The sequence below is a fragment of the Janthinobacterium sp. GW823-FHT03B06 genome (assembly GCF_058796955.1).
Genome location: NZ_JBXAJE010000001.1, coordinates 36,290 through 62,037 on the forward strand (window position 1 = coordinate 36,290; position 25,748 = coordinate 62,037).

At 62.5% G+C, this 25,748-nt stretch carries 22 protein-coding genes; 13 read left to right on the plus strand and 9 right to left on the minus strand.

The features are described 5' to 3' along the window. Window positions 1-72 precede the first annotated feature (72 nt). Both ku and AC1RBA_RS00190 read right to left on the minus strand, forming a co-directional pair. Entirely contained in the window at window positions 73-948 is an 876-nt protein-coding gene (ku, locus tag AC1RBA_RS00185) for a non-homologous end joining protein Ku (RefSeq protein WP_070313447.1), read from the minus strand. 3 nt (window positions 949-951) lie between these two features. Next, window positions 952-1,929 (minus strand): SDR family oxidoreductase, encoded by a 978-nt coding sequence (locus tag AC1RBA_RS00190; protein ID WP_492415955.1) that lies wholly within the window; start codon window positions 1,927-1,929, stop codon window positions 952-954. A gap of 127 nt (window positions 1,930-2,056) precedes the next feature. Here AC1RBA_RS00190 and AC1RBA_RS00195 point away from each other — a divergent pair, with 127 nt between their 5' ends. The 6 genes from AC1RBA_RS00195 (at window position 2,057) to AC1RBA_RS00220 (ending at window position 5,551) form a co-directional block, all read left to right on the plus strand. Next, window positions 2,057-2,638 (plus strand): TetR/AcrR family transcriptional regulator, encoded by a 582-nt coding sequence (locus tag AC1RBA_RS00195; RefSeq protein ID WP_492415957.1) that lies wholly within the window; start codon window positions 2,057-2,059, stop codon window positions 2,636-2,638. A 67-nt stretch (window positions 2,639-2,705) separates the two neighbouring features. Then, the gene (locus tag AC1RBA_RS00200; RefSeq protein ID WP_492415958.1) at window positions 2,706-4,346 is read left to right on the plus strand and encodes a SulP family inorganic anion transporter; all 1,641 of its coding nucleotides are present in this window, start codon (window positions 2,706-2,708) and stop codon (window positions 4,344-4,346) included. Next, window positions 4,343-4,732: an Imm1 family immunity protein gene (locus tag AC1RBA_RS00205; protein WP_492415959.1), complete on the plus strand. Its 390-nt coding sequence runs from the start codon at window positions 4,343-4,345 to the stop codon at window positions 4,730-4,732. The genes AC1RBA_RS00200 and AC1RBA_RS00205 overlap by 4 nt, the downstream gene beginning before the upstream one ends. A 1-nt stretch (window position 4,733) precedes the next feature. After that, window positions 4,734-5,018: a hypothetical protein gene (locus tag AC1RBA_RS00210; protein ID WP_492415960.1), complete on the plus strand. Its 285-nt coding sequence runs from the start codon at window positions 4,734-4,736 to the stop codon at window positions 5,016-5,018. Then, window positions 5,008-5,385 (plus strand): DUF2750 domain-containing protein, encoded by a 378-nt coding sequence (locus tag AC1RBA_RS00215; RefSeq protein ID WP_492415961.1) that lies wholly within the window; start codon window positions 5,008-5,010, stop codon window positions 5,383-5,385. The genes AC1RBA_RS00210 and AC1RBA_RS00215 overlap by 11 nt, the downstream gene beginning before the upstream one ends. Continuing rightward, window positions 5,378-5,551, plus strand: a complete 174-nt coding sequence (locus AC1RBA_RS00220; protein ID WP_175445173.1) for a hypothetical protein — start codon at window positions 5,378-5,380, stop codon at window positions 5,549-5,551. The genes AC1RBA_RS00215 and AC1RBA_RS00220 overlap by 8 nt, the downstream gene beginning before the upstream one ends. Before the next feature lie 4 nt (window positions 5,552-5,555). Here AC1RBA_RS00220 and AC1RBA_RS00225 read toward each other — a convergent pair whose 3' ends face one another. The 7 genes from AC1RBA_RS00225 to tssF form a co-directional block, all read right to left on the minus strand. Then, entirely contained in the window at window positions 5,556-6,035 is a 480-nt protein-coding gene (locus tag AC1RBA_RS00225; RefSeq protein WP_492415963.1) for a GNAT family N-acetyltransferase, read from the minus strand. A 71-nt stretch (window positions 6,036-6,106) separates the two neighbouring features. Further along, window positions 6,107-7,234 carry a T6SS immunity protein Tli4 family protein gene (locus AC1RBA_RS00230; protein WP_492415965.1) on the minus strand — a complete coding sequence of 376 codons (1,128 nt, stop codon included), beginning with the start codon at window positions 7,232-7,234 and terminating at the stop codon, window positions 6,107-6,109. A gap of 3 nt (window positions 7,235-7,237) precedes the next feature. Continuing rightward, window positions 7,238-9,091: an esterase/lipase family protein gene (locus tag AC1RBA_RS00235; protein ID WP_492402628.1), complete on the minus strand. Its 1,854-nt coding sequence runs from the start codon at window positions 9,089-9,091 to the stop codon at window positions 7,238-7,240. Further along, window positions 9,088-11,682 carry a type VI secretion system Vgr family protein gene (locus tag AC1RBA_RS00240; RefSeq protein WP_492415966.1) on the minus strand — a complete coding sequence of 865 codons (2,595 nt, stop codon included), beginning with the start codon at window positions 11,680-11,682 and terminating at the stop codon, window positions 9,088-9,090. Before AC1RBA_RS00240 ends, AC1RBA_RS00235 begins: the two co-directional genes overlap by 4 nt. A gap of 12 nt (window positions 11,683-11,694) precedes the next feature. Then, window positions 11,695-11,949, minus strand: a complete 255-nt coding sequence (locus AC1RBA_RS00245; RefSeq protein ID WP_070219429.1) for a PAAR domain-containing protein — start codon at window positions 11,947-11,949, stop codon at window positions 11,695-11,697. A 28-nt stretch (window positions 11,950-11,977) separates the two neighbouring features. Beyond that, entirely contained in the window at window positions 11,978-12,967 is a 990-nt protein-coding gene (tssG, locus tag AC1RBA_RS00250; RefSeq protein WP_492415967.1) for a type VI secretion system baseplate subunit TssG, read from the minus strand. Next, a complete protein-coding gene (gene tssF, locus AC1RBA_RS00255) occupies window positions 12,967-14,772 on the minus strand; it encodes a type VI secretion system baseplate subunit TssF (protein WP_492417150.1) in 1,806 nt (601 codons plus the stop codon). The genes tssG and tssF overlap by 1 nt, the downstream gene beginning before the upstream one ends. 175 nt (window positions 14,773-14,947) lie before the next feature. Between tssF and tssK the strand changes: the two genes are divergently transcribed. The 7 genes from tssK (at window position 14,948) to AC1RBA_RS00290 (ending at window position 25,748) form a co-directional block, all read left to right on the plus strand. Next, window positions 14,948-16,294 carry a type VI secretion system baseplate subunit TssK gene (gene tssK, locus AC1RBA_RS00260; protein WP_121669906.1) on the plus strand — a complete coding sequence of 449 codons (1,347 nt, stop codon included), beginning with the start codon at window positions 14,948-14,950 and terminating at the stop codon, window positions 16,292-16,294. Window positions 16,295-16,456: 162 nt separating this feature from the next. After that, window positions 16,457-19,522: a sensor histidine kinase gene (locus AC1RBA_RS00265; protein ID WP_121669905.1), complete on the plus strand. Its 3,066-nt coding sequence runs from the start codon at window positions 16,457-16,459 to the stop codon at window positions 19,520-19,522. Further along, window positions 19,519-21,684, plus strand: coding sequence for a sensor histidine kinase (locus AC1RBA_RS00270; RefSeq protein ID WP_121669904.1), 2,166 nt, complete (start codon window positions 19,519-19,521; stop codon window positions 21,682-21,684). Before AC1RBA_RS00265 ends, AC1RBA_RS00270 begins: the two co-directional genes overlap by 4 nt. 175 nt (window positions 21,685-21,859) lie before the next feature. Next, on the plus strand, window positions 21,860-24,070 hold the full coding sequence (locus tag AC1RBA_RS00275) for an EAL domain-containing response regulator (protein WP_070313461.1): 2,211 nt from the start codon (window positions 21,860-21,862) through the stop codon (window positions 24,068-24,070). 154 nt (window positions 24,071-24,224) lie between these two features. Beyond that, window positions 24,225-25,067 (plus strand): urease accessory protein UreD, encoded by an 843-nt coding sequence (locus AC1RBA_RS00280; protein WP_492415969.1) that lies wholly within the window; start codon window positions 24,225-24,227, stop codon window positions 25,065-25,067. Window positions 25,068-25,092: 25 nt separating this feature from the next. Continuing rightward, on the plus strand, window positions 25,093-25,395 hold the full coding sequence (locus AC1RBA_RS00285) for an urease subunit gamma (protein WP_070313463.1): 303 nt from the start codon (window positions 25,093-25,095) through the stop codon (window positions 25,393-25,395). Window positions 25,396-25,418: 23 nt separating this feature from the next. Continuing rightward, window positions 25,419-25,748: an urease subunit beta gene (locus AC1RBA_RS00290; RefSeq protein WP_219306870.1), complete on the plus strand. Its 330-nt coding sequence runs from the start codon at window positions 25,419-25,421 to the stop codon at window positions 25,746-25,748.

Consider the following 25,748-nt stretch of genomic DNA (forward strand, 5'->3'; position numbering starts at 1 on the left):
AACGTAGCGAGAAGCTTGATCAAAGTCAATGCATTTATAGTATTGACTATTCTCGGTGGCGTGGGGCGTGCCTCAGGCCGCCTTGCGCCTGGCGGACGCCGTTTTGCGCGCAGGGGACGCGGCCGTCCGCTTGCGGACCGGCGCCGCGGACGCCTTCTTGCCCAGGCTTTGCTGCAGCAGGGCGACCAGGTCGATCACATTGCTGGCGTGTTCCTCTTCCGGTTCGGGGGCGGGCGGCGTGATGGTCTTGGTCTGTTTCGCCTTGATTTTCTTCTTGACCAGCGCCAGCACGTCTTCGCGGTAGCTGTCGTGGTATTGCTCCGGTTCCCACGCTTCGCTCATGCCTTCCACGAGCGACAGGGCCATCTTGAGTTCCTTGTCGGAAATGCCGGCCGCCTTCAGGGTGCTGGCGGGCAAGTCCAGGTCATCCGTGGGGCGGATTTCATCAGCGTAGCGCAGGGTGTTGAGCACGATGGCGTCGCCCACGCAGACGAGCGCGCACAAATGCTGCTTGGTGCGCATGACTACGCTGGCGATACCCACTTTGTTAGCCTTGCGCAAGGTTTCGCGCAGCAGCGCATAGACTTTCTCGCCGCCCTTGGCGGGCAGCAGGTAATACGGGTGCTCGTAAAAGGTCAGCGGCACCTCCGCCGCATCGACGAAGGTGAGGATGTCGATGGTTTGCGTGGCCTTCACGTTCGCCTGCCTTAAATCCTCGTCGGACAGCACCACGTACTCGTCCGTCTTGTATTCATAGCCCTTGACGATGTCGTCCCACTCGACTTCCTTGCCCGTCTGCTTGTTGTAGCGCTTGTAGCCGATGGGCGCGAAGTCGCGCCGGTCCAGCATGGACAAGTCCAGCTCGTGGTCGAGGCTGGCAGAAATCAGCTCGACGGGAATGTGCACGAGCCCGAAGCTGATGGCGCCTTTCCAGAGTGCGCGCGCCATCGGCTAGTCTCCCACGCTGCCGGTGACGGGCAGGACGATGCCGCTGATGTAGCTGGAACAGGCGGGCGAGGCCAGGAAGACGTAGGCGGGCGACAGTTCCTCGGGCTGGGCCGGGCGGCGCATGTCCGTGTCTTGGCCGAATTTCTCGATCTCCTCGGGCGACTTGTCGGCCGGATTGAGCGGCGTCCACACGGGGCCGGGTGCGATGGCGTTCACGCGGATGCCCTTGTCGAGCAGGTTGCCGGCCAGCGCCATAGTGAACGCATGGATGGCGCCTTTGGTGGTGGAATAGTCGAGCAGGTGTTTCGAGCCCTGCAAACCCGTCACGGAACCCGTGTTGATGATGGACGCGCCCCGCTGCAAATGGGGCAGCACGGCCTTGGCCATGTGAAAGTAGCCGTAGACATTCGTTTTCATGGTCAGGTCGAAGCGTTCTTCGCTCAGGTCCAGCAAGGATTCGGCGTGCTCCTGGAAGGCGGCGTTGTTCACCAGCACATCGATGTGCGTGAAGCGTTCCAGCACCTGGCTGATGGCTTGCTGGCAAAAGCCCTGGTCGCGCACGTCGCCGGGGATCAAAAGACAGCTTTGGCCTTCCGCTTCCACGTAGCGCTTCGTTTCGTTGGCGTCCGCGTGTTCGTTCAGGTAAATGATGGCGACATCGGCCCCTTCGCGCGCGTACAGCACGGCCACGGCGCGCCCGATGCCCGAATCGCCGCCCGTGATGACGGCCACCATGCCGGCCAGCTTGCCGCTGCCACAGTAATCGGGCGCCAGGAAGCGCGGTTTCAACTGCATTTGCCCCTCGATGCCCGGTTTGTCCAGGTGCTGGGCGGGCAGGGGTGTGCCTGGCTGGCTGCGGCTGCCCGTCTGCACGGGGGGCTTGCTGTCCTGTTTGCCTTTTGCTACGGCATCACGGCCATCCTGCTCCTGCTGGATGGCGCGCTGCAAGTTGCCGGCGGACTGGTCTTTGTTTTCGTTCATGCTGGCCTCCCTGGAAACGAAGACCCAGTATCGGCGCGGCGCCGGCATCAAACGGTGCGCTTGCTAACAGAGTGGCGCAAACGGGCGTAAAGTTATATGATGATTGACATAAATGTAGGAGGGCAGCATGAAAGTGAGCAGGGAGCAGGCGGCGCTGAACCGCGAGCGCATCGTCGACGTGGCGGCAAGATTGTTCCGCGAAAAGGGCTATGACGGCATCGGCGTGGCCGACCTGATGAAGAACGCGGGCCTCACGCATGGCGGCTTCTACGGCCATTTCGCGTCCAAGGAAGACTTGATGATCGAGGCGTGCCAGCATGCCTTGAATAAGTCGCTGGAAGGCTGGCGGGCGAAGGTTGCCAGCGACCCGCAGCGGGCGCTGCCGGCCATCATCGACAGCTATCTGACCGCCCGGCACCGCGACCAGCCGGGCGGCGGCTGCCCGGCGGCGGCCATGGGCGTCGACGTGGCGCGCATGTCGCCCGGCGCGCGCCCCGCGTTTACGCAAGCCACGCGGCAGCAGTTCGCGCTGCTGGAAGGCTTGCTGCCCGACGGCGCGCCCGATGGTGCGCCGGAGCGGCGGCGCCAGCAGGCCATTGCCACGTTTGCCGCCATGGTGGGCGCCATGGTGCTGGCCCGTTCCGTCGATGACGAAGCGCTGTCGGCGGAAATCCTCGATGCCGTGAAGGCGCAATTGCTGCCAGACTGATCGCGTTCCCCCTGTCAGCCGGCCTCGTCGCATGATAGGCTTCGGTTTTCAGATTTTGGGATCATCCATGCTGCTCTGGCTCAGGCAATACCGGCGTCCTCTGTTGGCCGGAGACATCACCGCCGGTATCGTTGTCGCCATGATGATGGTGCCGCAAGGCATGGCTTACGCCTTGGTGGCCGGTTTGCCGCCCGTGGTCGGCATCTACGCCAGCATCTTGCCGCCCGTGCTGTATGCCTTGTTCGGCAGCAGCATGACGCAATCGGTGGGCCCCATGGCCATCGTCTCGCTAATGACGGCCGCGGCCCTGGCGCCGCTGGCCGACCCCGGCTCCTCGCTGTACATCGTGCTGGCCGCCCAGCTGGCCTTCATCAGCGGCCTCGTCCTGTTGCTGTGCGGCGTGCTGCGGCTGGGCTTCATGGCCAGCTTTTTGTCGCGTCCCGTGATCAGCGGTTTCAGCAATGGCGCCGCCATCCTGATCATCTGGGGCCAGATCACGCCCCTGCTGGGGGCCACCTGGCCACACTGGCACACGCCCAGCCTCGTGCTGGGGCTGTCCGGCCTGCTGTTCCTGTGGCTGGCCAAGCGCTACGCATCGCGCCTGCTGCAGCGCTGCGGGCTGAACAAGGTGGCCGCCGACGTGGGCGCGCGCCTGGCGCCTATGGCGCTGGTGCTGGCCGGCATCGCGCTCGTCGCCTATGGCGGCCTGGAAGCGATGGGCGTGCAGACGACGGGCCACGTGCCCAGCGGCTTGCCGGGGCTGAATCTGGCCACCTCGGGCGCCCATTGGCGCACCTTGCTGTCGCCGGCGTTGCTGATCGCCTTCATCATCTTTCTGATGAGCATGTCCGCCGCCCAGACCCTGGCGCAAAAGCGCGGTGAAAAGCTGCATACGAACCGCGAACTGCTGGGCCTGGGCGCGGCCAACGTGGCCAGCGCACTGTCGGGCGGCTTTCCCGTCACGGGCTCGATTTCGCGTTCGGCCGTCAATTTCCAGGCGGGCGCCAACACGCCCCTGGCCAGCATCATCACGGCGAGCCTGCTGGCGCTGGCGCTGGTGGCGCCCACGGGCTGGCTGGCCCTGCTGCCGCTGCCCGTGCTGGCCGCCACCATCATCTTTGCCGTCAGCAGCTTGCTGGACTGGGATACCTTGAAATTGTCGTGGCGCTACGACCGCAGCGATGCGCTGGCCCTGCTGGCGACGACGGCCGGCGTGCTGGTGCTGGGCGTGGAAGCGGGCGTGGTGATCGGCGTGCTGCTGTCGATGGGGACGCTGATCTGGCGCGCCAGCCGCCCGCATATCGCGGTGCTGGGGCGTATTCCGAATAGCGAGCACTTCCGCAACGTGGAGCGCTACGAGGCGCAGACCTTGCCCGACGTCTTGCTGCTGCGCATCGATGCGGGCCTGTTCTTTGGCAACGTGGAAGCCGTCACGGAGCGCGTGGAAGACGAGCTGCGCGGCCACCCGACGGCGCGCCATCTGGTGCTGGTGCTGTCGGCCGTCAACCAGATCGACAGCACCGCCTTGCTGGGCTTGATCGAGCTCAACAGCACGCTGGCCAAGCGCGGCATCAGCCTGAACCTGGCCGAAGTAAAGGGCCCCGTGATGGACCGCCTGCGCCAGAGCAGCCTGCTGCAAGACCTCAGCGGCAAGCTGTATCTGAGTACGGCCCTGGCGACGAACGATTTGAGCGGGAGCACAACATGACGATGGAATTGAATCTGCATGGGGAGGCGCGCGCCGTCGACACCATCGCTGCGCTGGAACAGGCGCTGATGGAAGCGCGCGCCCTGGCCCAGTGCGAGCTGTGGCTGACCATGGCGAGCGATGCGGAGCAGGGCCCGGCCCTGTGCATGCTGCGCAATGGCGGCAACGCCTGGCTGATGTATCTGTCGGGCCAGGAAGACTTGAGTTTTCACTCGCTGGGCGACGAGGAGGCAGACGGCGTTTGCAGCTATCTGCTGGCCAATGGCCAGGTGGATGAGTATCCGGAAGCCTGGTGCATTGATGTGGAACACTGCCAGCGTGCCTTTGCCGCATTTTTCAGGACGGGCGGCGCGCGGCCGGCCGCCATCGCTTGGGAGGCGGATTGACATGCCGCACACCATCATCGCCGACATCGACAGAGACTTGCTGGCCGCACTCGACGCCAGGGCAGGTTTATTGACGCTGCGCGCCATCCTGCTGCGCTACAAGGCCAGCGGCGTGACGGCGGCGCAAGTGGCCGGCTTGCTGCAGGAATTGCGCCCGTCTGCGCAGGACGGCGCGCAGGATGAGGCGCGGGAAGACGTGATACTGGATGCCCTCGACCTGGTGACGGGCTGGTGCGCGCCGCAGCTGCGGGTATGGGACGAGGCAGGGGAAAACCGTGCATCCTGAAAAGTTCAAGCAGGTGATGGGTCTGCCGTCCGCCGAACGCCATGGCTATTTTGTGCGCAAGGTAGCCGATACGCAAGAAGTGTGGGGCTTGTACCGTGAGGGCTGGGCCACGGCGCAAGCCGACGCCAAGGTGGCTATACCGTTCTGGCCGGAAGCGGCATACGCGCAAGCGTGCGCCGGCGGCGAGTGGGAACATTTCCAGCCGCGCGCCATCGCGCTGGGCGATTTTTTGCATAAATGGCTGCCAGGCATGGCGGGCAACGGCCAGCTGGCGTCCGTTTTTCCCGTGCCGCAAGGCCGCGCCAGCATCGCGGCGCCGGACGATTTACGGAGGGATTTGCAACATGAGGCGGAACAATATGAGTGAAGACAAGGATCGCCTCGACGCCTGGTACGACGGCTCGGCCATCTGTCTGATCGCCGTTGGCGCGCATGGCGACCCGCTGGACCTGGGCGACGACGAAGTGCGCGCCCTGATCGCCAAGCTGCAGCAATGCCTGGCCGAGTCCGAGGCAGGCGCGGTGCCTGACTGAAAATTCAGGCGGCCGCCAGCGCTTTTTCCATCGCCACGCTGGCCAGGCTGATGCCGCTCGGGTGCGCATAGGCTTCCGCGCGCAAGGCAACAAAACCGGCGGCCCGGTAAAACGGTTCCGCATTGAGCGAGGCGGACAGGTGCAGGCGCACGATGCCGCGCTGGCGCGCCAGCTGCTCCAGCGCCGCCAGCAGGCGCTTGCCGATACCGAGTCCCGCGCGCGCCGGGTCGACGAAGACGGCATCGACTTCCTGCTTGTCCGCATCGAGCATGGCATAGCCGGCGATGGCCTCGTCCTGCATGGCCACGATGCCGCCACCGGCAGCCAGCATGGCGCCATACGATGCCGGCACGGGCGAGGCGGTCCAAACAGCAATTTGCTCCGGCGCATAGTGCGTGGCGCAACTGACGCGCACGGCCACCGTGCGCAGGGCCCACAGGGCGTCGATGTCGGCTGGCAGGGCGGGGCGCAGGGTGATGGGCACGGGGGCTTTCCGGGTAAAAGGAGCATGCTAGCGCAATGGCTTGCACGGCGCCAGCATGAGTTTGTCAATTGTCACTGCGCCGGCTTGTCCGGATCGAAGTAATACGAACCCGGCGGCGCACCCGGCACTTTCACGCGGAACTTCAGGCCGGACAGCAGCTTGTCCCACAAGGCGATGGCCTCTTCGTCCGTCAGCGACGCGGCTTCGGCGGCGCCGACCATGTTGTGGGCGACTTTGGTGTACATGGATGCTTCCAATACCGCTGGATAGGCGATATCGCGCGGCGTACCGACCAGCGTCCATTCAAAATCATGCACGCCATCGGTACGCCGTATCAACGATTCCTCGCCGTGCCAGTGCTGCACGTCACGCTTGCCTTCGCGTAGCAGTGTGCGAGCGGGATAATTCTTGCCTTGCTGGTCTTTCGCTTCCTGGATGCGAGCAAGTAATGATAATTTCCCACGTACTTTTGCATCATATTCGGCAGGAGGATAGTCACCGTAGGCATTTTTATTTGATGTGATGGAAAAAGTCACGTCTGGAAAGCTGGGGAAATACAGGCCTGCATCTGCCATTTCCTGACTATCATATTTGTTGTCGGTCATGAAACTACTTTTGACGCAATAGCCAGGTTCCTTGGGAACTTCATTTTCATCGCGCAGACGTAAGTTATTAGCGCGAACCATTTGATTTTCTATGGAATCTGCTATTGTTTCACCTTTTCGTGTTGATCCGTCAAGAATGAATATATGGTTTCCTTTTGTGATGTAGGTTTTGAAGATTAAACGCCCACCTTTTTTGGAGAATTCTCCATCATAGTATTGAAGTTGCCAGCTATTTTCTATTGGACCTTTTCCATTGTATGTAATTTCAGAGGTTGGGTCATTTTTTTTTATTTTTTCAATTTCTTCTGCTATGCGTTCGTTTTTTTCTGGTATTCCGCCTGGTATGGTCTTGATTTCCGAAAGAATTGTTGTCCCTCCTGATATGAGTTGTGCTTCTTGCGGAATCTCTAGGGCATAGCGCCCGAAGCATACTATTTTTGTTTTTAAAAATAGTGTTTCCAGGCGTTTGCTGATTTTGAAATTTTCAAGCATTATGATCTCCTTGGCTGAATTTTTTTTCGCGTAGGCGGATAGGAATACCATCGCAATAACCGTAATCGTGAGGAAAATTGTTTTCTCGATCTTATTGTTCATGGCTTACTCCCATTTTGCCGTCTTGGCAATTTGTACGATGGAATACAGCATGGATGCCATTACATTTGTATCGGCGTAGCTGTTCTGGTGTTCATAACCGTTCGCTTCCGCCGTGCCATGTACGAAAAGTGTGCCTGTGATATGCTGGGCAGAACGGTCTGACGGCACCGTTCCATCACCGCGTGCATTAGCTGCTTGTAGCCTTAACTTTAAGAATTTACCTCCGGCCTGGACCAGGAGTTGTCCCTTTGCATCATCTTCAAGTAACTTCCATTTTTCAGGTAACGGCTCGAATTTATTCCACGGATCATTTGAGCCACTATGAAGACCTTCAATTAATTTAAATACGACGTCGCCGTAACTTAAAAAATTTCGGGAAGCGCAATAGCTTGCATAAGTCTTTGGATGGAATTTTTTTTCTATGGACGATAGAAATTTTGAGGCGGATGTTATTCTCTCCATTGTTCTTTCTATACCCCCACCTTTTTCATAAGGAAGGTCTGCGGGGTTTACCCATTTTGGATTGATTAGCCTCCACCACGCATTGGCGGGTTGAAGGTAAATGCTTTCCAGTGCAGTGGCCTTATCGCGAGGCCAGCTCCATAAAACTTTATCCTGTGCATCTACAATTTTCAGCCAATTCTGGCCATATGCCGCACCTGGCAACATTTCCAGTGGCGCTGGTGCATTTGCCAGAATGGCGGTGGCGTATTCACCGTCGATCCCTAGAATGCTGGCCTCTATTTTTGCTATCGAACCTTCTCTTTCCTGAAATCCAAAACGCATGCGTTTATACGCTCCTGCGGCGCCAATGGTCGGCATCACGTTGTGATAAATGCCCAGAATTTTTACATCTTTATCGTCTAACATATTTCCATAGCTGGGGTGTATTAATGCACGGGCCAGCAAGCCCCCCATGCTATGGGTAACGATGATGACTTCGTTACATTTGAATCCGCGTTCCTGGTAGCCTTTGACCAGGCCGCGTAGTCGCTCTGCAATAGTGACGGCGGATACCCCATTGCTCTTGATAAAGTTATAACCCATCGCATGCACTGGATACCAGCAAGGAGAAATTTTCTTTAAATCGCTGACGGTAATGGCTTTCCCAGATGACGCGCCAAAATTTTCTGGATCTTGCAAAAGCAGTGCGCCAAGGCCACTTGTTTGACGCCAGACAGGATGTGGCTTACCGTCGGAAATCATGTTATTGAGATGCAATTCGGCAGCCCGCAACATTGTTCCGTACGCACCAGCAAATAACACTTCACTCCATCCTCGCCAACGGGCTATTTGTGCTGGGCTTTGATATGAGCAGGCTTTACCTTGATTCGGGCGTGATGTTGTCGCTATCCTGTTCGTTCCCATCAGAGGAGGAATGGGCGTAAAGCTGTCAGGCACATTTTGATGCCGCGCATCCGCGGCTTTGGTTTCCGCACCATCTGGATCGAAGCGGCTATTGCTCTCGGTATAGTGGTAATACTCGACTTCGGTTTCAGTGGGATCAAACACCAATTGACGCTGCCGTGGCGACGCATCTTTGAACCAGCCACCCAGGCCATTGCTTGTGAGGACAGCTGCCTTGCCTCCCGCACCCATCATATCGTCTGGCCGCCAAGCCCGATTGTCTGGACGGCGCAATTCCTCCTGGCGAACCTTGCTCATCCTTAGATTGCTCCCCATCACGCCTGGCAGGAAGATGACAGGAATGACTTTGCCTGGCGGCACAGTGACGTCGTGTCGGGCAGTATCTTTTGTTTCCGTCATCGAAACGGCGAGTTCCGCCCAGCCTCCCACGCCCTGACTAAATTTTGCAGGATGATTGCCACGGTTATTCAAGTCGTCACATTTGCTCATGGCAGTTCTCCCTTATAGCGAATGATGTAGCTGTCCATGCCCGTAGATTTTTGTAGTTGCGTGGAACCGTCTTCCGCGCTTTTGCCGGCCATGTTGCCGTCATCGCGCAGGATTTCAAAAGCAAGGCCAACGGCCGGTGTATCGTCGACATTCACCAGCAACACTTCCTGGTCAAAACTGCTGTGTGGCCGTTCATTAAATTCCTGCGACACGCTCTTCGGCGCCAGGGTTTCCAGGTTGCCGTTGAAGAGCACGGGGGAGGAGGTGAAGAACTGCACCTTGTCGCTGATTTCCAGCATGTGGTTGGCGCCGTGCAGGCGCACGCCTTTCTTGCCCTTGATGTTGACCCAGTCCGCTTCGCTGATCAGCGACAGCACTTTCCGGGCGAGGATTTCCACCTCGTCGCTCTGGGCCTCGATGGACACCTTGCCGCTGGCGGCGATCAGCTTCATGCCGGCCTTGTGCACGAACAGGCTGAAGGTTTTGGCGATGCTGGCAAACATGCTGTCGCCGCTGGCGAGTGAAATATGCTTGCTGCTGCTGAGTGCCACATGCTCGCTGGCGGCCAGGTGGATGGACTGGCCCGTGCTCAGCTCGATGCCGGCCGGGCTGGCCAGCAGCAAATGTGGTTCGGACAGCTCCGGGAAATCGCCGCCGGCGCCTTTGATGGCGGCGTTTTGCCGTTGGATGGCGTCGGCCACGGCGCCTTGCTGTGCGGTACTGTCCTGCGCGCCCGCATCGACGGCCATGCCGGCCAGTCCCTCATGCAGTTGGCGTGCCTGCGCCAGACGGGACTGTGTTTCGTCGAGCTGTTTGACCGATCCCGTTCCTGCTGATGTTTCCGTGGTGATCAGCATGCCTTTGGCGGCGCGCAGGGCGCCCCAGGCATTGCTGGCCAATTCAAAGCCCGCGCCGCGCGCTTCCTTGCGGCCGGCGTTGTCGTCGATGCGGGTGATGTTGCCCAATGAAAGCCTGCTGTCCTGGTGCTCGCTGCGCAGCTGTGCCTGGATCGCGCCCTTGGTGTCGTCGAGTACCAGATGGTTGGCGCTGCGCGCGCCCAGCTCGCGGCTGCGCACGCCGGACAGGGCACGTTGCTGCGGCAATTGCCACGGCGGCGGATTGGCGCTGTTGTAGACGACGCCGATGACGATGGGATGGTCGATATTGCCGTCCTGAAATTGCACGACCACTTCCTGTCCCACGCGGGGCAAGGCGATCTGTCCCATTTGCGCTCCCGCCATCGGCATCATGACCCGTATCCATGGCGAGCTGCGCTCATCGAATTTGCCCAGGCGGTCCCAGTGAAATTGCAGGCGGATGCGTCCCAGGGCATCGGTATGGATTTCTTCCCCGGCCGGCCCGACCACCAGTGCCGTCTGCACGCCGGCAACCACGCACGGCGTGCTGTTGTAGCCACGGCCCGGGCGCCAGCGGATGTCCCGCCGCACGCACACCAGCGTGTTCGCATAATCCGATGGCGCGCTGGGGCCAACCTGATAATTGTTGCTGGCGATATGCTCGGCTGACAGGATCAGGTACTCGCGTTCGGCAATACTGTCCGGGCGTTCCTGGCCAGGCTGATAGCGCTTTTCCTCGGCGCTGAAATGTCCATCGAGCCGGAAGCAAAGGCCGGGCTGCGCGCCACGGTGATTGCCTGCCGCCTCGAAATACTGGCGCAGATGGTCGCTTTCTTCCATGCGGCGCTGTGCCAGAGATTCTCCATCATCAACATTGCTGTAGCCGTAGGCGCCCGTATCTTCATACAACTCGTGGGCAAATACGTCGCCCTGGCGATTCAGCGAGTAGCCGCTGGCAAGGCGTGGCTGCGGATTTTTATAGTCGAAACTGGCCAAGGTCAGCTGTCCCGAGCCGATCCGGCGCACGGCTTGCCATTGTTGCAGGCCATCGTCTTCCAGGGAACCCGACTCGGCGTGAAAGCGCATGGCGCCGTCGCCGGCTACCGTGGCGATCATGTCCGCCAGGGTGCTGTTGTCTGCGAGCCACAAGGTGTGGCCATCGGCGCGGTGCTCGTACCAGTAATGCCAGCCGAGGGCTTCCCAGCGCCGGTGCAGGTGGTTGTAATCGGTTTCATTGTGCTGGTTGGCGCAGGTAATCTGTGGATCGTCGCCATGGATGCTGGTTTTCCAGTCGCGCTGCTCGTAATGCGCAAACGTTGTTTCGGTCAGCTGTATGACGCTTTGGCCATGAAAGGAGACGTTGTCCTGGCGCAGCCGGGCAAAGGCCAGCCACGGTTGCAGCACCATCCGGTACCAGGCGAAGCCGCCGTCTGCGCGCAGCAGGCAGAATTCGCCCACATAGCCGTTAAAGTGGCGCAGCGTGCCATCGTCGCGCACCATGGAAATGGTGACCATGCGGCCCATCATGGCCTTGAGCGCGATGTGTGCGTCGTCCGACAGCAGCTCGGCTTCGAAACGGAAGTCGCGCGATACTTCTTCCCTGGCGGTCAGCGAATTGACCAGCAGGATGGCGCCGGCCGGCCCATCGTCATGGGGGAAGTCGATCTTCAGCAGGCGCCGCTCTTGCGCGGCGAGGTCGAAGGCCGATAACGCCGCCTGTATGCTTGCATGCATGGCCTGCCTCCCTTATAGCGATGTGATCAGGCGGGCGCCGCAGGCGGTGGCATCGCCGTCATAGGCGTACGGCTTGCCCATGTGCTTTGCGCCGGCGCCGTCTGGCGTGATGGGAAAGCTGCCCTTGCACTTGGGGCAGAAAGTCATGTCGTCGGCCAGCGCCGCCGTCTTCCCCATCACGGTGCTGCCCGACGATGCACTGGTGACCTTGCCGCCGTGATCGGTTGCGTCTCCTAGCCGGATGACGCCGCGTCCCGCATGTTTCATGCTTGCCTCGCTTTCAGGGATAAACTGCTCAAGCCAGTTGCAGCAAATAACGCACCTGCGCGCCGCGTACCTTGCCCTGTGCCGTCTGCAAGAACGTCGTCCAGCCAAGGCGCCTTCTTTCCGAAGGCTTGGAACTCAGGAGCAGGGGCCGGATGCATGGCGGACTCAGTATCAGCCGCACTTCATATTGCACATCCGGCACGCCAAACAGCGCCAGCATCTTTGCCAGTGCCGCCGCACCTGCGCTGTGCGGCAGGAAGCGTTGCAGGCCGGCAGTATCCAGCGGGCCGATATGCAGGCAGACGCGCATGTCCTGGCGCCACAGCCGCAGGCCAAGCGTTGCGCCGCGCGCCAGAACGAAGTTGACACTGCCCAGCAGGCTGCGCCGGTTTTTTTCCAGATAGTCCCAGCCCCCGACAAATTGTTGCAGGGTGACAGGTACGCCGCAGTATTCGGCCAGCACGGGGCCTATCGCCTGAGCTGAAACGGGGCGGCAGCGCAGCAGGCCAGCGTACCAGGCTGCGACGTCCTGCGTCACGGCGCCGGCCTCGCCGTTCGATGGCAGCGCATCGCGCGGTACGCCAGCGAGCGCCGTCAGCAAGGGCAGTTGCGCATCTTTTGCATGGGTCTCGCGTGCGGACTCCAGGCGATATTTTTCCCATGCCTGGCAATACAGCGAGACCATGCGGTGCGAAAAGATGTCGAGGAAGGCCGAGACGCCGGCGTCCTTGCTCGACAAACGGCAGGCGGCGATGCGTTCCGAGTGATGCAAGGGTAAGGTGCCGCTGGCGCCCAGAAAACGCATGAAAGTCGGTGTCAGGATCAGTTGTTCATGCTCGTCGAGCGAGAGCTGCTCGATTTCGCTGGCTGGAAAATTCAAGGACAGGCTGTTCTTGAAGCGCAACACCTGGCTGAAGGCTTGTGCATGGGACACGTTCTGCTGACGTAGCCAGCACAGCAGAATACGCACCGCCTGCACGAACTGGTAGCGGTAAGGCTCGGCGAGCAAGTGTTGCATTACACCAGATTCTGCAATCCGCTTCTTGGTTTGCATCGGATCAGCTCCTCTCCGCTTTGCAGTGACAGCACCACCAGTTCGATGAAACTGTTGATTTGCACATACAGGCCAAGAAAGTGGTCGATCACCTGCACAAACAGGTGCATGCCGCTGCCGATAAAGGCTTCCTCGTCCAGCGTGATGCGCACTTCCACGCCATGCGCCAGCGAGGTGCCGCGCCTGTGCCGCAGCCATGTCGTGGTTGGCGAGTGCGCCAGCGCGACGATGCCGCCTATCTGGCGTTGCGAACTTGCCGATTGGGACAGGTCGTACAGCGTCAGCATTTCGCGCAGCGCCGGCAGTCCCTCCTGGACCAGTGCGTGATGATTCAGCGCCAGATGCGAAATCAGGCGCCAGTGCAGACCTGCGCCTGGCGAAAAGCGTCGCGGCTGGCTGGGGCGTCGCAGCATGTGCAGCGCGGGTCCGCCAGCGCACGGTTGCAAGTCTCCTTGCGGCTGGCCGTATTTGAGTGCAAGGGGAAGATCGCGGTTACTGCATGTCAGCGACAGCGACAAGCTGGCCTTTTCATGGATCAGGGGATTGAAGTCGCTGTCGACCAGCGTGATTTTCTTTTCATGACCAGGGCTTTTGATGGCCAACGCCGTATCGTGGCGCATGATCCAGTAATGGCCCTGTTGAGACGTACCCTCGCCATGCCGCAGGCTGTACAGCGGGCGGAATTCGGTCAGCGTGCTTTCGCCGCCGCGTTGGCGCAGCAAACGCACGGAGTCGATGGAGACGACTTCGTAACCATGCGCATGGGTGGCATGGGCCAGCACGGGATAGTCGGTTTTCTGCCGGGTGACGGAGATCGGTACGCCTTCCTGGCGGAAGAGATTGACCGCCGGACTGCAGCCCAGCCTTAAGTTTTCGCTGGAAATGCTGGACAACATGCGCGCCGTAGCGGAATCGGGCCGCAAACCGGCCATGCACAGATGCAGGGTAAAGCGCTGGCTGCCAGGCGGCAGGGCCGCACTCAGCGCCGCGATATCGATATCAAAGAAATTGAATTTTTCCGGATACGCAAAATACTCGCTCAGGATGCGGTATGCCGGCTGCGAACGGGCACCGAACGGTATCAAGGCATCCGCGTCGGCGAAGCCGACGGGGGTCAAGGGAACGGCGGGCAATGCCATCCACTGCATCGCGTCGATGGACACAAAAGCGCAGATTGCATGCATGAACAGGGCATCGCGCAATGCGGCGGAAAAAGAAGCCTCGCCATCGATGAAAACGCGCAGCGACGCGGGCGCCGCACCGGGATGCCGGATGCCGATGTTCAGCGAGGCGCTGGCCGATGCTGGCAGGCGTACTCCCGGTGGCGCCTTGATCATCGCATCGAAAACGGCGCTGTCCAGTAACGATGCGCCGGTCGTCATATCGTAGGCCGTCTTGAAGCGGCAGCGTACGCCGCGCACGGGCGCTGTATCCATTTCACTGCCGGCAGGCAGCTGCAAAGCACCCGCTCCGGCCGCCGGGGCGCACTGGCGCACGATGCTGCAGGATGGAAAAGGACGCAGGTAATGCGGGAACAGGGCTTCGAACAAGGCTTCGGTAAATTGCGGATAGTCGTCATCGAGCCGTTTTGAGATGCGTGCCGCCAGCATGGCCACCGATTCGATCAAATGTTCCACATGCGGATCTTCGCAAGACTCGCCGGACATATGCAATTTGCCGGCGATTCTCGGATAGCGCTCGGAGAATTCACGGCAATGTCGCCGCAGCATCACCAGTTCGCGTTCGAAATACGGCAGCAAGTCTTCCATCTTTCTTTTCCTGTGTCTTCGCGGCGGAATGGCCAGTATCCGAGCGTTTGCTCCAAGGAAAATTGCGTTTGCGCAAATAATTGAACAGGGATGCTGCGCAACATCAAGGACTTTCAAACTGGCAACATCAGACTGGCAAGGAAGCAAGATTTCAACAGCCAATATGGAGAATGCAATGACATTGCCATCCAAATTACTTTGGTCCGAGGGGCTGGCCATCGGTCCCCAGCAATTCCAGCAACTGGACCGCTACCATGAAGCGCGCCTGCAACGCCTGGCCTCACTCATCAATCCACATTTATGGGGCGTGCATGGCGTCAGCTGGAATGCGGATGCGCTGGCCAACAATAGCCTGCGGGCAGATGCCATGTCGCTCGTCTTTCAGGATGGAGAGCTGTTTGAAGCGCCGCTGGGCGATGTATTGCCCAGTGCGGTTGACCTGTCCAAACTCCCTTCCAGCGAACATAGTTTTACTTTTTATGCCGCGCTGCCCGCGCTGCAGGCACATGGCGGCAATGTGAGCTCTGCCGGTGCGCGCTATGTCCAGGCGGATATCGAAACACCGGATCTGTACAGCGAGGCAGTCAGCATAGACGTGGCTTACCTGAAGAAACGCGTGTATCTGCTGTCCCAACTGGACCCTCTGAATGATTACCTTGCCATCCCGGTGATCCGTTTGTACCGCGCTGGCAATGGCGGCTTTGACATCGATGCCTCCTTCATCCCACCTGGCCTGACCATCAGTGCAGAGTCCTCGCTGCAGAAAATGCTCGATTCGCTGATCGATCGCGTGGGGGCGAAAATTGAGGCGCTGTACAGCCGCCACCGTCAGCCTGGTAACAATACGGTGGAATTTCATAGCGGAGATGTTGCCTCGTTCTGGATGCTCCATACTTTGAGCATGGCCAGCGCCACGCTCAGTCATTGCGCCAGTTACCGGCGCCACCATCCCGTGTATTTGTTTGAAAAATTGATGGCGTTGGCCGGTGGCTTGATGACGTTTTCGAAGAAATACACACTGAGCGACTTGCCCGCTTATTGTCACGATGACGCGGCTGCCGGCTTCGGCAAGCTCGATGGCATCATTCGTGACCTGATCGATACTGTGCTCCTGTCGCGCTATTTCCCGATCGCGCTATCGAACGACGCGCAACAGAACACCCACTATTACGGCTTGCTCGATGCCAAGCGGATTGACCGTCAGACCGAACTCTGTCTTGCGGTAAACGCCGATATGCCGGCGCTGGAACTGGTCGCCACGGTGCCGTTGCAGTTCAAGATTTCATCTCCGGACAATATCGAACTGCTACTGGGCAGGGCGCTGCCGGGTGCCGAGTTGCGCCATATGGCCCAGGTTCCCGCCGAGGTGCCAGTACGGCCCAATACGTATTACTTTTCGATCGATAACAAGGGCAGTATCTATGACAGCATGATCAAGGCCCAGGCGATTGCGATTTATGTGCCGTCTGGCATAAAAGGGCTGAAGCTGGAATTGTTCGGTATCAGTAGCGCCGCCGCGTAATGATGCTTGGCCTGACGCGCCGGGGTATTGTCAAAAGATTGCCCTAAGGAATAGACTTGCCCCGGCAGTTGACGTTATCATGTTTTTGTAAGTGTCGGTGGCTGAATGGCCGGCGCATAGTTGAAACATGGTGACAGGCGAGGGTGAGCATGGGCATGGCGAATGATGCGTGATGTGCCTGGCGGCGGGACGAGCAGGGCAGCGGTGTACCGCTGCGGCCGCGCATTGCTGCTGGCATTCTGTGTCGCCGCGGCCCCGGCCGCCGTGCCGGCAGCGGCGCCAGCCGCTGCGCCGCCGCACCAGGGCCAGCGCGTGCTGGTCCTCAACGCCTACGATTACGGCCGCGCCGGCGTGGAATCGTACACGCGCACCTACGTGGCCGCCATGGCCGCCGCGGGCCTGGCCAGCGAAGACATCATGGTCGAGCACCTGAACCTCAATACCCAGGGCGACCCGGCGCTGCGCAACGAGATGCGTGATTTGTTGCTTTTAAGATACACCCAGATGATGGGGCGCAAGGCCGACCTGATCATCGCCATGCAGCAGCCGGCGCTCGATTTTTTGTTGTCCGACCTGGCGCCGCTGGCGCGCGGCGTGCCCGTGCTGGCGATTAACACCTCGGGCAAGGCCTTGCCGGCCGGCAGTCCGCTGGCCATCTGGCAGCAAAAGGCGAACGTCGATTTTCCCGGCACCCTGGCGCAAGCGATGGCGCTGTTCCCGGAGACCAAAACCATCGTCATGGCCGTTGGCGTCAGCGAGGCCGACCAGGCCTTGAAGCGCAGCCTGCAGCAGGCGGCGCAGGCGTGGCAGGGCAGGGTTTACATCGAGTATCTCGACGGCCTGACCCTGGAGCAGATGCGCGTGAAGGTGGCGCACCTGCCCGCCGATACGTTGCTGGTGGCCGGCAATGTCAACCGCGACGTGGCCGGCGCCATCGCCACACCCGTGCAGTTTGCCGGCGAACTGGCGCGGCTGGCGAACGTGCCCGCCTTCGGCATGTATAACACGAACGTGGGCAAGGGCATCCTGGGCGGCTCCCTCCTGCACATCGAAGGGGCTGCGCAGCAGGTGGCGCAGATGTCGCTGGCCGTGTTGGCCGGCAAGGCGCCTGCCGCGCCGGGTGCCTTGCTGCCGCCGGTCCGCCCCGTGCCCATGTACGACTGGGAGCAGCTGCAGCGCTGGGATGCCGACAGCAGCCAGCTGCCGCCGGACACGCTGTTCTTCAACCGCCCGCCGCAGCTGTGGCACGAACACCGCGCCGCCGTGCTGCTGGCGGCCGGCGTCTTCATCGTGATGGCCGGCTTGCTGAGCGCACTGCTGCTGCAGCGGCGGCGTTTGCGCCGCGCAGAGAGCGAGGCGCGCGAAAGCGAACAGCGCTTCCGCATCCTCGTCGAGCATGCGCCTGAAGCGATCGTCGTGTATGACCTGGACCAGGACCGCTTCATCGACGCCAACAGCAGCGCGCAACGCATGCTGGGCATGTCGCGCGAAGCGCTGCTGGCGCGCGGGCCGTTCGACCTGTATAGCACGGAGCAGCCCGACGGCATGCCTTTGGGCCTGATGATGGAAGAGCATCTGCGCCGCGCCATGCTCGGTGAACCCATCCTGGTCGAGCGCCATGTGCGGCGCGCCGACGGCAGCGTCTTTCCCTGCGAAGTGCGGCTGGTGCGCTTGCCGATGGAAGGGCGGCGCCTGGTGCGCAGCGGCATCGTCGACATTTCCGAGCGCAAGCAAAGCGAGCAGGAGCTGCTCGGCTACCGCGACCACCTGGAAGAACTGGTGCAGCAGCGCACGGCCGCCCTGTCGGTGGCCGTCACCGAGGCCGAATCGGCGAACCGCGCGAAAAGCGTTTTTCTCGCCAACATGAGCCACGAATTGCGCACGCCCTTGAATTCCGTGATCGGCTTTTCGCAGATGATGGCCGATTCGAGCAGCATGTTCGAGGAAGAAAAACACAACCTGGCCATCATCAACCGCGCCGGCCACCATTTGCTGACTTTGATCAACGATATCCTGGAATTGTCGAAAATCGAGGCGGGCCGCATGCAGCTGCAGGCGGGGCCCGTGGACTTGAATGGCTTGCTCGACGAGGTGCTCGAGATGGTGCGCATGCGCTCGGGCGACCAGGGCATCGCGCTGCGGCTCGAGCGCGACGGCGTGCCCCCGCTGGTGCGCCTCGACGGCGCCAAGCTGCGCCAGGTGCTGCTCAATTTGCTGTCGAACGCGCTCAAGTTCATCGAGCAGGGCAGCGTGACCCTGTCGCTGAGCTGCCAGGCGGACGGCGACGGGCAGATGGCGCTGGCGTTTGCCGTGCGCGATACGGGCAGCGGCATCGCGGAAGAGGACCTGGAACGCATCTTTGAACCGTTCGTGCAGGCCGACAGCGCCGTGGCGCAGGCGGGCACGGGACTGGGGCTGACCATTTCGCGCGAATTCGTGCGCCTGATGGGCGGCGAGTTGCGCGTCGAATCGACCTTGGGCGCCGGTTCCCGCTTCAGTTTCGAGCTGCACGCGCCCGCGCTGCGGCAGCCGGCCCTCGCAGTGCAGGCGCCGGGCCGCGTGGCGCGCCTGCCGCCATCCCAGCGCGGGCGCATGGTGCTGCTGGTCGACGATGACGACAACTGCCGCAAGCTGCTGGCCGGCTTGCTGGCGCCGCTGGGCTTTCAGCTCCAAGAAGCGGCGGGCGGCGTGCAGGCGCAAGCGATGCTGGCGGCGCAGCGCTACGACATCGTGCTCAGCGACTGGCGCATGCCGGACCTGGACGGTTTGGCGCTGACGCGCTGGCTGCGCGCGCAGCCGGCGCTGGTGCAGCCGCGCCTGGTGATCATGACCGCCTCAGCCTTCGAGGAAGAAAAGCAGGAGGCGCTGGCGGCCGGCGCCGACGGCTTCCTGCGCAAACCGATCGAGCAGGAACATCTGTTCGCCATGCTGGAGCAGCAACTGGGCCTGCGCTTCCAGCGCACTGCCGCCCAAGCGCCGCGCGTGCCGGCCGCCGCCTTCGACCTGCAACAGGCGCTGGGCCAGCTGAGCGCCGCCCAGCGGCAGGCGCTGCTCGAATCCGTGCAAGCCCTCGATTTGCGGCGCAGCGCCATCGTGCTGGCCGGCGTGGCGACCAGCCTGCCGCAGCTGACCGCGCACATCGCCGCCATGCTGGAGCAGCACCAGTACCAGCCGCTGTGCGCCCTGCTGGCGCAGCCAACCAGCGAGCCGCAGGGCGAAGGCGCATGACGCCATACGCCCCCAAAGATGCGCGCCTGGGCGGCGTCTCCATCGTGCTGGCCGTCAGCGTAGCGCTGACCTTTGTCGTCACCGCGCTGCTGCTGGTGTTTGCCGTGCTGTTTTACCAGTCCGAACGCGAGCAGCGCTGGCAGCAGCTGCAGGGCAGCCTGTCCGTGAGCGCGGACCAGCTGGCCGTGGCCATCGAACTGCCATTGTGGAATCTCGATGAAAAGCAGATGCAGGCCATCATGCGCAGCATGCTGGGCAAGCGCGACCTGGTGGCCAGTTCCCTCACGCCGGGCATCGGCAAGGAAGCGCTGGTCCTGCGCCGCACTGCGTCCGGCGCCATCGGCAGCTTTTCTTCGCTGTCCGCGGAACCCGGCTGGCTGGTGCAGCGGCGCCCCGTGACGATGGGCGGACAGGTCATCGGCAGCGTGGCCGTGTATGCGACGCCGGCCCTGCTGCACGCGCAGCTGCGCCAGCGCGCGCTGGGCATCGGCGCCATGATCGTGGCGCTCGACGTGATCCTCGTGGCCAGCATCTGGCTGCTGATGTGGTGTCTGATGCTCAAGCCCCTGAAGGCGATCGGCCAGTATGCGGCCGGCATCCAGGCGGGGCAGGGCGAAGCGCCCGGCACGCCGCCGAAAGCGTGGTTCCTGGGCGAGCTGCGCACCTTGTACCGTTCCATCCGCGACATGGTGGCGCTGCTCGACAGCCGCTACCGCGCCCTGCAGCGCAGCGAGGAGCGCGTGCAGATGGCCACCGGCGCGGCCAGCATCGGCATCTGGGACTGGAACGTCAGCAGCGATGCCTTGCAGTGGGATGAGCAGATGTATGCGCAGTTCAAGGCCGACGCGGAAAGCGGCATGGCGCCGGCGGCGATCTGGCGCAGGGCGCTGGTGCCGGACGACGTGCCCGCCGCCAAGGAGGCCCTGCGCGCCGCGCTGGGTGCCGGCCAGGCGTTCACGCACGAATACCGCATCCTGTGGCCCGATGGCGCCATCCGCTACATCAAGGCCGATGCCGTGATCTTCCGCGACGGCCAGGGCCGCCCCATGCGCCTGGTGGGCTCGAACTACGACATCACGGCGCACCGCGAGGCGGAACTGGAACTGCTGCGCCACCGCCATCACCTGGAAGAACTGGTGGCCGAGCGCACGAGCGCCCTGTCGGTGGCCGTCAGCCAGGCGCAGGCGGCGAACCGCGCCAAGAGCACCTTCCTGGCGAACATGAGCCATGAACTGCGCACGCCCTTGAATTCCGTGATCGGCTTTTCGCGCCTGATGGCCGCCTCGCCGAACATGCAGGACGATGAGAAGCGCAATCTGGCCATTATCCACCGCTCGGGCAACCATTTGCTCACCCTGATCAATGAAATTCTCGAACTGTCGAAGGGCGAGGCGGGGCGCCTGCAGGCACAGACGGCCGTGGTGGCGCTGGCGCCGCTGCTGCAGGAAGTGATGGACATGCTGGGCATGCGCGCCGAGCAGCAGGGGCTGGCCCTGCGCCTCGACTGCGCGAACCTGCCGGCGGCCGTGGTGCTCGATGCGACACGCTTGCGCCAGGTGCTGCTGAACCTGATGTCAAACGCCGTCAAGTTCGCCGGCGGCGGCGAAGTCACCCTGCGCGTGCGCGGCGAGCGGCGCGCTGGCGACCAATGGGGGCTGTCGTTCGCCGTCAGCGACACGGGCATCGGCATCGCCCCGGAGGACCAGCAGCGCATCTTCGAGCCCTTCGTGCAGGCCGACAGCGCGGGACCGAAGGATGGCACGGGGCTGGGCCTGGCCATCTCGCGCGAATTCGTGCAGCTGATGAACGGCGAACTGACGGTGGAGTCGACGCCGGGGCAGGGCGCCACCTTCCGCTTCAGCATCCCCGCGCAGGCGGCCGAAGCGCCCGTGCCGGCGCCTGTGCCGCTGCCCGTGGCGCAGGCGCCCGAGGCGTTGCCGGCACTGCGGGCACAAGACTTGCTGCTGCTGACGGGGGAAGAACGCGCCGCCTTGCTGGTGGCGCTGCGCGAATTGAACCTGGCCAGGGTGGCCCTGCTGCTGGCGGCCTTGCCAGCGGTGGCGGCGCCGTTGCTGGCGCCGCTGCAGGCCATGCTCGACCAGCATCAGTACCGCCAGCTGTGCGGCTTGCTGGAAAATGAGGGGGCGCTGGCGCACACGTAAAAGTGTGGGCTGACAACATCGGTTTCGCTGAAAAGACGGACTAAGTAGGGCCGATGGATGGTGCTAAATTGCAATAAAGATTATGATGATAGTACGTAGTTCATCGCAAAGAAAATGTCTTGTCCAGCGTGGCAACGGACCGCCGCGCCTCATCCAAAGCTGAGAGAACTGCTACATGCACCGCGATTTTTCGGAAGTGAATTCGAAGGGCGAAGTACTGATCGTTGAAGATACGCCGGCTTCGCTGAAGCTGTTGAGCGATTTGCTGGGCGGCGCCGGCTACGCGGTGCGCCAGGCGCCGAACGGCGAACTGGCCCTGTGGACGGCCCAGGCGCGCCCGCCGGAGCTGATCCTGCTCGACGTGCGCATGCCCGGCCTCGACGGCTTTGAAGTGTGCCGCCGCCTGAAGGAGATACCGTCCCTGCAGCAGGTGCCGGTGATCTTCCTGTCGGCCCAGTACGATACGGACGACAAGGTGCGCGGCTTTGCGCTGGGCGCCGTCGATTTCATCGCCAAGCCCTTCCAGGCCGAGGAAATCCTCGCCCGCACCGATGCCCATGTGCGTCTGGCGCGGGCGCAGCTGCAGCTGGCGCAGGAGCGCGCCAACCTGGAACGCCGGGTGGCCGAACGCACGGCCGAACTGGAACAGGTGGCCAGCACGCTGGCGCGCGAAGTGCAGATCCGCCGCGCCAATGAAGAATTGCTGCGCCTGTCGGGCCAGGTCTTCGAAGCCACCCAGGACGCCATCCTGATCACGGATCCGGCCGGCATCATCGTCACGGCCAATCCCGCCTTTACCCGCATCACCGGCTACGCGGCGCAGGAAGTGGTGGGCACGGACATCATGCGCCTGCATGCCGAATACACGGGCGAAGCGGTGCTGCTGGCCTTGCGCCAGGGCTTGCGCAGCAGCGGCTGCTGGTCGGGCGAGGTGCAGACGCGGCGCAAGAGCGGCGACACCTATCCCTGCCTGCTCAGCGTCTCCACCGTGCACGGGCCCGATGGCGCCGTCGTCAACTATGTGGGCGTCTTCCTCGACATCAGCGAGCGCAAGGCCGAGCAGCATCTGATCGATTTCCTCTCCTACCACGACGCGCTGACGGGCTTGCCGAACCGCGTGCTGCTGCGCGAGCGCTTCGAACAGGCGCGCGCGAACGCCGTGCGCGACAGCCAGCAGGTGGTGCTGATGTGCCTGGACCTGGACCGCTTCAAGAACATCAACGATTCGCACGGCCAGGCCGTCGGCGACAAGGCGCTGCAAGTGGTGGCGCGCTTCCTGTCCGGCTGCGTGCGCGAGGGCGACACTGTGGTGCGCCAGGGCGGCGACGAATTCCAGATCCTGCTGCAGGACGATGCCCTGCTGGGACGTACCTTGGGGCTGGCGCAAACCATCCTGGCCGGCTTGCGCGAAGAATTGAGTGTTGACGGCGAGCGCCTGGCGCTGACCACCAGCATCGGCATCGCCATGTGCCCGGCAGACGGCGACAGCCTCGACGACGTGCTGCGCCACGCCGACACGGCCCTCGTGCGCGCCAAGGAAATGGGGCGCGACCATTACGCCTTCTTCACGGAGCGCATGGGCAGCGATATCCGCGCCCGCCTGGCCATGCAGCAGCAGCTGCGCGGCGCCATCGGCCGCGATGAATTTGAAGTGCACTACCAGCCGCAGATGTGCTTGCGCACGGGCGCCATGCTGGGTGCGGAAGCGTTATTGCGCTGGAATAATCCTGTGCTGGGCAAGGTGCCGCCCGGCCTGTTCATCGCGCTGGCCGAGGAATATGGCTTGATCACGGCCATCGGCGAATGGGTGCTTGAAAGCGTGTGCGCGCAGATCCGTGTGTGGCACGATGCGGGCCTGGGCAGCATCAAGGTGGCCGTCAACCTGTCCGGCAAGCAGTTCGCGCAGGACCGCACGGTGCCCTTCGTCGAGGCGGCCCTGCGCAAGTACGGCATCGCGCCCGCCTGCCTGGGCATCGAGATCACGGAAAGCACGGTGATGGGCGACCCGGACAAGGCCGTGGCGGCCCTCACGCGCCTGAAGGACATCGGCGTAGGCATTTCGCTCGACGACTTCGGCACCGGCTATTCCAGCCTCGGTTACCTGAAGCGCTTTCCCATCGACGTGCTGAAGATCGACAAATCTTTTGTCGACGACGTCACCACCAGCAGCAGCGACGCGGCCATCGCCCGTTCCGTCATCTCGCTGGCGCACAACCTCGACATGCGCGTCATCGCCGAAGGCGTGGAAACGCGCGAGCAGGTCGCCTTCCTGACGGAACACGGCTGCGATGAAATGCAGGGCTATTATTTCAGCCGCCCCCTGGGCGCCGCACTGTTTACGGCCTTGCTGCGCGAACGGCGCACCCTGGCCATGGCCCAGGCATAAGCGCCGCGGTGCGGTCGCTGCACCATGCCGGTGCATTCGCTGCAACGCGGTGCACGATTCTCACGTTTCCTTCACCTGATGCTGGCACATATCCTGCTTAGGTAATCGCTTATTTACGCGATTGCCCCGCATGCCAGACAGCAGCCATCCAGTCATGCCTCCACCAGCCAGCGCACACGGCGCCTGGCAGGCGCACCTGCGCCTGGGCTTCGCGCTGCACGATGGCGTCAGCCGCCTTGTCGAGCGCACGCACAGCGGCCCCCTGCGCGTGCAAAAGCCCCTGTATCCGGAAGGCGATGCCGTCTGCCACGCCATCATCATCCATCCGCCCGGCGGCGTGGTGGGCGGCGACCAGCTGGCCGTCGACGCCACGGCGGGCGAGGGCGCGCACGCCTTGCTCACGTCACCGGGCGCCGCCAAATGGTACCGCGCCAACGGCCATGTCTCGGGCCAGCACATCGTGCTGCGCGCAGGCAGCGGCGCTGCCATCGAGTGGCTGCCGCAGGAGAGCATCTTCTTCGACCAGGCCTGCGTGCGCCTGCGACATGAGGTGGACCTGGCGGCGGACGCCGGCTACATCGGCTGCGACATCGTTTGCCTGGGCCGCAGCGCCGCAGGCGAAATTTTTAATACGGGCAGCATCAGCCAGCAGGTGCAGATCCGCCGCGGCGGCAAGCTGCTGTGGTGGGAGCAGGGCGTGCTGGCCGCCGGCGGCGCCCTGATGGCCAGCCCGCTGGGATTGGGCGGGCACACGGTATGCGCCACCCTGATCGCCGTCGGCCGGCCCGTTTCTTCCGCCGTGCTGGCGGCCGTGCGCGACATCGCCGTGCCGGCCGGCGCCGCGTTTGGCGCCACGCACATGAAATCGCTGGTGGTGGTGCGCCTGCTGTGCGGCGACAGCGAGGCGGCGCGCCGCATCATGCTGGCCGCCTGGCAGTTGCTGCGCCCCGCCATGCTGGGACGCGACGCCGTCGTGCCCCGCATCTGGAACACTTAATCAGGAAAGAAGCGCAAGGAAAACCATGGACCTGACTCCCCGCGAAAAAGACAAGCTGCTCATTTTTACGGCCGCGCTGCTGGCCGAACGGCGCCTGGCGCGCGGCTTGAAATTGAATTACCCGGAAGCGGTGGCCCTGATCAGCGCCGCCATCATGGAGGGCGCGCGCGACGGCAAGTCGGTGGCGCAGCTGATGTCGGACGGCACCAGGATACTCTCGCGCGCCGACGTCATGGACGGCATCGCCGAGATGATCCCCGACATCCAGGTGGAAGCGACTTTCCCCGATGGCAGCAAGCTGGTGACCGTGCACCACCCGATACCGTAGTTTTTTTTGCGAAGGAGCCCCTCATGACCCCAGGCGAATACCAGTTGGAAGAAGGCGAAATCAGCTTGAACGCGGGGCGCGCCACGGCCACCGTGGTGGTGGCCAACCGCGGCGACCGGCCCATCCAGGTCGGCTCGCACTTCCACTTTTTTGAAGTCAACCCGGCGCTGGCCTTCGAGCGCTGGCGCGCCTACGGCATGCGCCTGAACATCACGGCCGGCACGGCCGTGCGCTTCGAGCCGGGCCAGCAGCGTACGGTGGAACTGGTGGCGCTGGCGGGCGAGCGCAAGGTGTTCGGCTTCAATGGCGCAGTGATGGGCGAACTGCAAGACACACCACCGGGAAAGGATTGA

Bases quoted from the DNA above. Each gene is read 5' to 3' on its own strand.
- ku (WP_070313447.1), bottom strand. From the start codon at position 948: ATGGCGCGCGCACTCTGGAAAGGCGCCATCAGCTTCGGGCTCGTGCAC.
- AC1RBA_RS00190 (WP_492415955.1), bottom strand. From the start codon at position 1,929: ATGAACGAAAACAAAGACCAGTCCGCCGGCAACTTGCAGCGCGCCATC.
- AC1RBA_RS00195 (WP_492415957.1), top strand. From the start codon at position 2,057: ATGAAAGTGAGCAGGGAGCAGGCGGCGCTGAACCGCGAGCGCATCGTC.
- AC1RBA_RS00200 (WP_492415958.1), top strand. From the start codon at position 2,706: ATGCTGCTCTGGCTCAGGCAATACCGGCGTCCTCTGTTGGCCGGAGAC.
- AC1RBA_RS00205 (WP_492415959.1), top strand. From the start codon at position 4,343: ATGACGATGGAATTGAATCTGCATGGGGAGGCGCGCGCCGTCGACACC.
- AC1RBA_RS00210 (WP_492415960.1), top strand. From the start codon at position 4,734: ATGCCGCACACCATCATCGCCGACATCGACAGAGACTTGCTGGCCGCA.
- AC1RBA_RS00220 (WP_175445173.1), top strand. From the start codon at position 5,378: ATGAGTGAAGACAAGGATCGCCTCGACGCCTGGTACGACGGCTCGGCC.
- AC1RBA_RS00230 (WP_492415965.1), bottom strand. From the start codon at position 7,234: ATGAACAATAAGATCGAGAAAACAATTTTCCTCACGATTACGGTTATT.
- AC1RBA_RS00235 (WP_492402628.1), bottom strand. From the start codon at position 9,091: ATGAGCAAATGTGACGACTTGAATAACCGTGGCAATCATCCTGCAAAA.
- AC1RBA_RS00240 (WP_492415966.1), bottom strand. From the start codon at position 11,682: ATGCATGCAAGCATACAGGCGGCGTTATCGGCCTTCGACCTCGCCGCG.
- AC1RBA_RS00245 (WP_070219429.1), bottom strand. From the start codon at position 11,949: ATGAAACATGCGGGACGCGGCGTCATCCGGCTAGGAGACGCAACCGAT.
- tssG (WP_492415967.1), bottom strand. From the start codon at position 12,967: ATGCAACACTTGCTCGCCGAGCCTTACCGCTACCAGTTCGTGCAGGCG.
- tssF (WP_492417150.1), bottom strand. From the start codon at position 14,772: ATGGAAGACTTGCTGCCGTATTTCGAACGCGAACTGGTGATGCTGCGG.
- tssK (WP_121669906.1), top strand. From the start codon at position 14,948: ATGACATTGCCATCCAAATTACTTTGGTCCGAGGGGCTGGCCATCGGT.
- AC1RBA_RS00265 (WP_121669905.1), top strand. From the start codon at position 16,457: ATGATGCGTGATGTGCCTGGCGGCGGGACGAGCAGGGCAGCGGTGTAC.
- AC1RBA_RS00270 (WP_121669904.1), top strand. From the start codon at position 19,519: ATGACGCCATACGCCCCCAAAGATGCGCGCCTGGGCGGCGTCTCCATC.
- AC1RBA_RS00275 (WP_070313461.1), top strand. From the start codon at position 21,860: ATGCACCGCGATTTTTCGGAAGTGAATTCGAAGGGCGAAGTACTGATC.
- AC1RBA_RS00280 (WP_492415969.1), top strand. From the start codon at position 24,225: ATGCCTCCACCAGCCAGCGCACACGGCGCCTGGCAGGCGCACCTGCGC.
- AC1RBA_RS00285 (WP_070313463.1), top strand. From the start codon at position 25,093: ATGGACCTGACTCCCCGCGAAAAAGACAAGCTGCTCATTTTTACGGCC.
- AC1RBA_RS00290 (WP_219306870.1), top strand. From the start codon at position 25,419: ATGACCCCAGGCGAATACCAGTTGGAAGAAGGCGAAATCAGCTTGAAC.